General features: G+C 43.9%; 6 protein-coding genes. 3 read left to right on the top strand and 3 right to left on the bottom strand.

Translation table 11 applies throughout. The annotated features are described in order from the left end of the window. Positions 1–88 precede the first annotated feature (88 nt). The 3 genes from JGK39_RS13920 to JGK39_RS13930 form a co-directional block, all read right to left on the bottom strand. A complete protein-coding gene (locus JGK39_RS13920; RefSeq protein WP_293296633.1) occupies positions 89–997 on the bottom strand; it encodes an aminoglycoside phosphotransferase family protein in 909 nt (302 codons plus the stop codon). A 34-nt stretch (positions 998–1,031) separates the two neighbouring features. Then, positions 1,032–1,376, bottom strand: a complete 345-nt coding sequence (locus JGK39_RS13925; RefSeq protein WP_366515970.1) for an anthrone oxygenase family protein — start codon at positions 1,374–1,376, stop codon at positions 1,032–1,034. Between the two features lie 342 nt (positions 1,377–1,718). Next, positions 1,719–4,322 (bottom strand): dynamin family protein, encoded by a 2,604-nt coding sequence (locus JGK39_RS13930; protein ID WP_293296637.1) that lies wholly within the window; start codon positions 4,320–4,322, stop codon positions 1,719–1,721. Positions 4,323–4,407: 85 nt separating this feature from the next. On the opposite strand from JGK39_RS13930, the gene JGK39_RS13935 reads away from it, so the two are divergent. From JGK39_RS13935 to JGK39_RS13945, 3 genes are all read left to right on the top strand, one after another. Further along, positions 4,408–6,510, top strand: a complete 2,103-nt coding sequence (locus JGK39_RS13935) for a hypothetical protein (RefSeq protein WP_293296639.1) — start codon at positions 4,408–4,410, stop codon at positions 6,508–6,510. Positions 6,511–6,616: 106 nt separating this feature from the next. Beyond that, on the top strand, positions 6,617–7,093 hold the full coding sequence (locus tag JGK39_RS13940; protein WP_293252609.1) for a hypothetical protein: 477 nt from the start codon (positions 6,617–6,619) through the stop codon (positions 7,091–7,093). Between the two features lie 152 nt (positions 7,094–7,245). Further along, positions 7,246–7,602 carry a hypothetical protein gene (locus tag JGK39_RS13945; RefSeq protein WP_293252606.1) on the top strand — a complete coding sequence of 119 codons (357 nt, stop codon included), beginning with the start codon at positions 7,246–7,248 and terminating at the stop codon, positions 7,600–7,602. Positions 7,603–7,824: the final 222 nt, after the last annotated feature.

The following is a 7,824-nucleotide window of genomic DNA, read 5'->3' on the forward strand; positions in this document are numbered from 1 at the left end:
CGTAGTGAGGACTTTAGTCCTCTAATTGAGCGGACTAAAGTCCTCACTACGAACAGTGTTGATTGCTGGTTGGTGACAGGACATAATATTATCCATCCTCAGAAACACGGCGCAATATTTTCTCCCCAATTAGCACGTTCCTTGGATTATCAACTAATCCTGTATCGAGTAACACAACACCAAAAAGTACCGCCCATCCCTTGGCGCGTTGCAGTGTTGCTTCCGAAATATTTGCATATTCTGCGATCGCCAGTTGGCGTGCATTTCGATCGCCAAAAAGCATCCAAATAGCAGCAAGATCTGTGGCAATATCGCCTGATGTCATGTCGCCCCAATCAATAATCCCGGCGATCGCACCGTTTTTAACCAGCACGTTTCGCGGGTGAAGGTCGCCGTGCAGCCATGTTGCTTCAACGTCAACAGGCGCGTTTAAAGCCACATTCCAAGCATTCTCGATCGAGAGATAGATCGGGTTATTTTTCGCCTTCAGTCGCTGCATCCGTTCCTCAACAGAAGCCGCCCGAGAAGGCAACGGTACGCCGCGAAAGGCATTTGATGGCGCATTGAATGGCGCAGGTACGTGCAGCGATCGCAAGAATGAAGCAAAGCGTTTTGCCTGATTGGCATGGGGTTCTTGTCGATCGGCAGTTACACCGGGCAGCCAGGGCAATACACTCCACCGCCAAGGATAACCCCCTGCCGGCTTGCCCACCCTGCAAGGCGTTGGAACAGGGATAGAAAGTCGATCGGCCAAAAGCGGCAGCCAAGTTTGCTCGTTTTCGAGAAGGGAGGCTGCTATTTTGCGGCGCGGGAGTCGTACAGACAACTCGTCGCCCAGCCGAAACATTGCATTATCCCAACCAGAATCAACGAGATGCACCGACAAGTGTTTCAAATCTGGGTGCTGGTTTTCTAACAATCTGTAGACGAGGGCCGCATCTATTTCGACTTCGGATATCGGCGTTCCTATCGAACTCGGTTTTGCCTCCAACTCCATATATATTTGCCTCCTTATCTTGACTGTCGCCTTTTCAAGGGTAACGGAGGGCGATAGTCAGAAATGCCGCTGCCACAAACGCTGCTAACGCCCGCACATGATTCCAAAAAGTCCAGTTAACAAGGTAGCTAGCCCATAGTTTCGCGCCCTCAGCGCTACCAGGCTCGACTTTCGCCAGCGCATCGTTTAGCGGTACATTGAGTGCGATCGTCACTCCCACCGTGCCAACTAGATACAACAAGCTACCAATCAGCAAATAGGGGATGCCCGGTTGATGCCACTTTAATGAGGAGAAAATCAGAAAGATGCAAGCCGCAGCCGTTCCCAGAAACACCGTCATAAACAACGGATTGATGACTGTAATATTGATCGACTGCATGGCCGCAATGCCCTGCGCCGGCGGGAGTCGGCTAAGGGCGTTCATCACGAAGGTTGAGAAGGCAAAGAAGACTCCGGCTATCAGCCCGCAGCCCAGCGCAGACAAAAGTTTCAATGCGAAGTATTGTTGCACAATCAGATGTTGCGGTATCATCTTACCTTCCTACCTGTTGAGCGACTTGGACGCGAGCATTGGCGATCGCGCCTTTCTTCCTGTTCTAACAAATTCTCCCACAGCGCGATCGCTTTTGGTAGTGCGTCCTGGTGTCCGCAAAAGGGAGCGTCCTGGTGTCCGCACTACGAACGAACCGTTTTTATTACGAGTAATCGACCGGACATGATATTAGCGATCGCTTCGGTTTAGGATTGTTTCAATTTGATTTTGTACTTGTTCCAATTCCCGGCGTTTGTCAGCCAGCCAAGCTTTTTCGGCTTCGCATTCTGCTTGATTTTGTCGATCGCGCTTTTCCTGCTGTTCTAGTAAATTTTCCCACAGCGCGATGGCTTTTGACATCGCATCGCTATTCGCATCAGCGCGATCGGCAAATACTGCAATAATTCTTTGTTGTACCTTCTCAAAAATAGACTCTGCCGATTCGCCAAATTTCTCAAAGCCTAACTCACAAACTTTTTCCTTAATCTGAGCTTTAACAGCATCGCCATCTAAAAAACTCCAGCCCAAACCGCCACCAGCACCAGCGGCTAAGCCACCCAAAACAACTCCTATAAAACCAAGTCCTGTAAAAAATAGCAACGCAGCACCAACTGCTGCACCAATTCCTAAACCCCCCAAAAATCCACCATCCTCAATCTCGCCAATTGATGAAGCTATTCTGCTTCCACTGCTGTTAATTCCGCCTAAGCTACCTGCTGTTCCTAAGTTATTGAATTGAGCGACAAGGCTAGTGCTGAGTTGCTGGTCAAACTGTTGAAATTCTTGCCGTATTGCATAAATATCTTCACCGATTTGGCTGTCTAGCACTCCCATATTTTGTTTTAAAATTGACTGTACTTTTTGATTTCCCCAGTCATCAATTTCTTTGGTAATGTCTCGTACAAATTGATCTGCATAATCTTTAGTCAACTTGTCTTGACTCATGATGTGTCCGTGTTCGGAAGTCCAGCGATGACTTTTTGCCCTCAGGCGTTCTCCCAATCCTTCCACCCATTCATGCCAAGATTCAAGAGCTTCTTCTAAAGATTGCTCCATCAATTCATTCGCTAAAAGTTTGATTTTAACCTCGCGACCGCTCACTTCCGCCATTTGTTCAAATATTTTCTGCTTATCTCCTTCAGAAACTGTCAATTTTCCCTCTGACATTTTCTGCCATTGATTCAATTCCTGACAACCAGTGTCAATAATTTGCTGAATTCCGGCGGCTGATTGCTGAAGTTCGATCGCCCCCCGTTCAACTGTCAAAAACTGTTCCAGAGATTTGGTAAAATCCTGAAAAGATTTCACATACTCATTTTCCGTTTCATCCAAAATCGCCTCAAGTGCAGATTTAGCAGAAATAAAATGAATCCGGTTTTCACCAGCAATAATTGGTTTTGCCCCATTAACAATTGTTTCTACCCTTTCTTTTACATCCTGGCGATCCTCTTCAGTCTCCAGCCCATCGAAAAAATTCACTGCAATAAAAATGTTTCTTGCACCTTCATCTTCTTTACCATAATTCAATTCTTTTTTCAAGTAGAAAAGCAGTTCTTCTTCTGTCTGTGGTAAAACATTGTTAGCATTAGTCAAAAAAATAACAGCATCAGCCGTTTTCAGAACTTGCTGAGTCGCCAATGTGCGTTCCGCTTGTTCGTTCAATCCGGGAGTATCAATAATTTCTACGCCCTTGCTGCACAACTCTAATTCGGGATGCTCAAAAACGATTTCTGCAATTTCCGATTTGGCTATTTTATCTGCAATAGAACCAGAAGCCGCCTTTTTAGAAATAGCAGCTTTCTCTTTATATTCTTCCGGCGAAATCTCTTCCTTACATCCATTTTTATAGTGACAAATAACCCGCCGCTTCGACCCATATTTCAAAATAGTCACCGTACCGCTACAGGGAGTAGCCCTCACTGGTTGGATTTTCTCGCCCACCAAAGCATTTAGTAAGGTTGATTTGCCCTTACTAAAGTCACCGACAACAGCAACGCGGAAACATTGAGATTCTAATTTACGAGATATTTTTGTTACTTCTTCTGTTAAATTAGGAGATATGACGTTGCGATCGCTCCCATCTTGCAGGGTTAAATACAGCGGCTGACAGACAGCATTTAGTTGTTGCCGGTACTCCTGAAATTTTTTCAACTCCTGATATGACGAGACTGAATGCTTTTGATTTTTTTGCTGTTTCGGTTTTGCTGGCAAATGCTGGAGAATGTGACTTGCAGCACGGACAAACATAGAATCGAGAGATTGAAATTGTGCCGGATCTAGTAACGATCGCACTTTTTCTAAAGCTGCTGTATCTTCGATAGCCCTACTGCTAAAACTCGCCTCCAAAACAGTCAAATATCGCCCATCGATTCCGAGTCGATCGGCAACGTTCTTCAAATACTGTTTTTCGATCTCGTCCATCGATCCATCTGCGACCGACATCTGATAGCCAAAACTAATTAGCAGCAGTTTTTCCTCCTCAGAAAAACACGCTGTCAGCGCCAACAACACCGGAAATTTATTGTAAACTTGATGTTGCGTCACGCTTTTAACCATTGGCATTACCAATTTTTGCAAGCTGTTATTAGCAGGAATAAGTTCCCTCAAAGTTGTCACCAGTTGCTGCTTTTCTTCAGCGCCAAAAGTACCGTCGGCATTAATGACTCCCAGCAACACAGTTATCAGCGCCGCCAGAAACAGAATCGGAGGATTAATATCCTCTTTGCGGAGGTTTTGCCCTGTCAGCCGCAAAACAACCTCAACAGTTTGCGAACTAATTAGCGAAGTGTCCATTTGCCGCGCCTTTAGATAACTTTTTTTTATTTAATGTATCATAATTGATTAGTAATTCTTTGGGTATGTTACGGGGTAAAAATCGATGGTGAACTTTGTATTTCCCCCTGCGGTACAGGCTGCGATCGAGGCTGGCAAGTACGTACAAGTTTTTACATCTGCCGGAGTGCCGATCGGCATGGCGAGAGATGCAGCGACGGGACAGTTTGCTGCCCATGCCGTTGGCGCGGTTGTCAACAACAGCCCGCTATCGCCGTTAGTGTCTCCCGTGCAGCTTGCTATGGGCGGCTTGCAGATGTATCAAAACCACATGGGCTTTCAAGCCGTGCAAGCGAGTTTGGGGGTGCTGCAAGCGACAACAGCCGTCATTGGTGTGGGAGTTGCGGCTGGGGTAGCTTTGTCGGCGGTAAATTTGCACCAAACATTGAAACTAAAAAAAGCAGTAGAAAGGCTGGATGTTAAAGTTGAAAATGGTTTCATCAATTTAGAACAACTTGTGAAAGGCCAAGGCGCGGAAATTAAGCAATTAATTGCCGAAGTTGTTGCCGATCTAAAATTTGAGAACCACCGTTTAGTTTTAGTGCGGGCTTACGGGTTATTTAATCAAGCAATTCAACGAATGCGATCGGCTTTGCAAGTGGAAGATATCAACCGCCGGAATGCTGAAATTGATGCAGCGCGGGGGATGTTGTTTGAAGCTTTAGCAGATTACAAAAATCCGCAGTTGTTGGCAGAAACTTGTGCGGCGGGACAGTTGCGCCGATTAGAGTGCAGTTGGGCGATCGAGCAAAGTATTATTGGCACGTATCAGGTGCAGAATGAATTTGGTGCTGCGGGCGATCGGCTTTCTCAACTTCAACAACAAATCCGTCAAGATGGCATCAGTATCATACAATGCTGTGACTCTGACGAAGAGCTTGATTTTCTATTTCCTGAGATCGCGCGAATTCACAATCACGATTTAGCCACATTAGACATTTGGCTAAATCAGATTGAATGGACTCAAGCTTTGCCACCAACACAGTTAAAGCAGTTGCAGAGTGCTGATTTCAGCAAATCAAACTTGACTGTTGTTGAGGATAAAAAATCAGCCGCAACAGCTTTAGCAATACCAGAGGAACAGTTAGTTTATGAGAATTTGAGGCCGAAGTCTCATTTTTATGCGCTTCGCACTCAATTGGAATTGATGCTGGAACCGGAGCGACGTGAATATTACGAAGATTATATCATCGAGCAAGGGGAAATAGGGGGTCATAAAAGTTTAGTAGCGTCGAACTTGGAAAAAGCATCTAATTTGGCTGTTGCTAATCTTTTTTACTACTTCAGAGTCCGGGATGAATCGGAAGAGGAATCAGAATTATATTCCGACGAAACTACAACTGATCCTGATAGCATTGCGACGGAATCTTCTGCGATCCAAAAGGACTCGCAAGCTATGAAAGAATTGGGGTTGACTCTAGAAAAAACTAGAATTATGTTCAGCTATCAGTACCACTTGGTGCAAGATGATATTGACCAAGAATCGGATTACAGTAAAAAATCTCTTAAGCAAGAGTGGTTACGCAAGTGGGAAAATTCAGCCACGCTTTTTTTGAACAGCCAAATTACACCTGACACTCCACATAACAGTTCATTGAAATTAATTACTAATTTTGAAGGTCTCCAAAATTCGGTAAAATCCAGCCTAATCGCTGCTGGAAATCAATTGACCCGGTATCTAATTTTATTAGAAGTAACACTGTTTCAACCCTATTACCCATTGGGTGATAGTCGCGATCGATCATTCAAAGATTTGAAAATTAACAATGAAGAAAGACTCGCCGGAAAGCTCAGGTATTTTGCTACAAAACTAGACCTCGATCCAAATTGTATTATCCGGTTTAAGTCGAACTACAAAGAAATTATCAGAGGAATTAACGGCGGCATAAATCCTTGGTTAGTTGGTACAGTCGGACTGGAATTTGTGATCGAAGAGATTATTTACCTTCAAAAAAATACTAGCAAAGTTCAAACAAATATCAAGTTTCAAGAAATTATAAAACAACTAAGGCTAGGTATTCGCTCCCTTGAAGACCAACGCGACGCTCTACTTCGTGAAGAAGAAAAAGATCGGAAAAAAATCGAAAATCTCAAAAAAGCCATTGAGTATTTGAATAAAGCACTAGAAAGACTTCAAGCTTTAATGTAATACCTACTGAGAAGAGCGATCGGTGTAAGGACACGGGCTAAAGCCCGTGTCCCTACCAGGAATTGTACGAGTTATGTCCTTCTTATCTCAATAATAATCAAAGAAAATGAAGTCTAAATCAGTTACGCAAATCAGCGGTCTTCCCGGTCAATTAGTCGGTGTAGTTCCACTCCGAACCAGTGGTACAGGAACTATTAAAATAGTTGGGGACACCTTACAAGGAAATTTTACTTCATTTTTTGGCTTAGAAATCAAAGAAATTGTCATTCCCATTCAAAATGTCCAAGCAGTTGAAATTGGCGAAGGCTGTACTTGGTGGCTGCTCGGACTAGGAATTTTAACCCTCACCATATTCTTCATTGGTATTATCTTCATTGTCTTAGCTTTTGTTGTCAAACAGCGTTATATTGTCATTTACACGAGTACAATTAATCTGATTCTGTTTGGAAACAACAATGATAAACTCAACCTGTTTCGCAATGAAATTATAGAAGCTTGTCGTCCCAAACAGAGCTATATGCCCCGACCTTCTCAGCCTGCACCCCCACCACCTTCTTTGCCAAAGCGATCGACAATTAGCTAAATTTACCAGGTCGATCGCTATTTCTACCAACGTGCGATCGCACTTATTTTATTTAGATACAAAAGTGCGATCGCTACTTTTATTTAGGAAAGCACGAAGCGCGGTTGCAACAAAAAAGTTAGGGACATACAGTTTAAGGAGTAAAAATAAGCATGCAACTAATTTTGGCAGAATTTTGTGGACGCTGGGGCTGTTCTTGGTGGGAGAACATTATCACCATCATCTTGGTTAGTCTGAAGGGTAAGGGTGCTGTACTATTGCTGGGATTATTGCTGATGCCGATATTTTTGGTTGTGCTAATATTGCTAGTAGGCTTGATACCAGCTTTTGAATTTATTGCTAGTTTTGGGAGAGACAAACAAAAACTCCAAAACCCAAACAATTCTCAGGAACAAGACCAAAGCATTTTATCAGCAGGAGCTAAGTTTGTCGGCCGTAGAGGAGCTAAATATTTGGGTCGTAAATTGAGAGAAGCAAACAAACATGAAGATGTGAACAATCTAGATTAGTCTCAGCAAAGAGCTCAACATAACAACAACCCCGATCGGTATCCTTTCTCTATTTTTTGCTTAATCTTCTCAAACAACAAAGCCCCTTTCTTGAGATCAGAAAGAGGCTTTATCTTATAATAGAATCCCAGGCATCGAGCTATTTTCTCAGGCAGTGACCCGCCAAATATCTTCGCCACCGCAGCGTTTAACAACCGAGTTCGGGATGGAATCGGAGTGGTG

This window comes from Microcoleus sp. PH2017_12_PCY_D_A (genome assembly GCF_020738565.1).
Taxonomy (GTDB): domain Bacteria; phylum Cyanobacteriota; class Cyanobacteriia; order Cyanobacteriales; family Microcoleaceae; genus Microcoleus.

What these genes read in the sequence shown, in the direction of transcription:
- JGK39_RS13920 (WP_293296633.1), bottom strand. Translation starts at nt 997, where the DNA reads ATGGAGTTGGAGGCAAAACCGAGTTCGATAGGAACGCCGATATCCGAA.
- JGK39_RS13925 (WP_366515970.1), bottom strand. Translation starts at nt 1,376, where the DNA reads ATGCAGTCGATCAATATTACAGTCATCAATCCGTTGTTTATGACGGTG.
- JGK39_RS13930 (WP_293296637.1), bottom strand. Translation starts at nt 4,322, where the DNA reads ATGGACACTTCGCTAATTAGTTCGCAAACTGTTGAGGTTGTTTTGCGG.
- JGK39_RS13935 (WP_293296639.1), top strand. Translation starts at nt 4,408, where the DNA reads ATGGTGAACTTTGTATTTCCCCCTGCGGTACAGGCTGCGATCGAGGCT.
- JGK39_RS13940 (WP_293252609.1), top strand. Translation starts at nt 6,617, where the DNA reads ATGAAGTCTAAATCAGTTACGCAAATCAGCGGTCTTCCCGGTCAATTA.
- JGK39_RS13945 (WP_293252606.1), top strand. Translation starts at nt 7,246, where the DNA reads ATGCAACTAATTTTGGCAGAATTTTGTGGACGCTGGGGCTGTTCTTGG.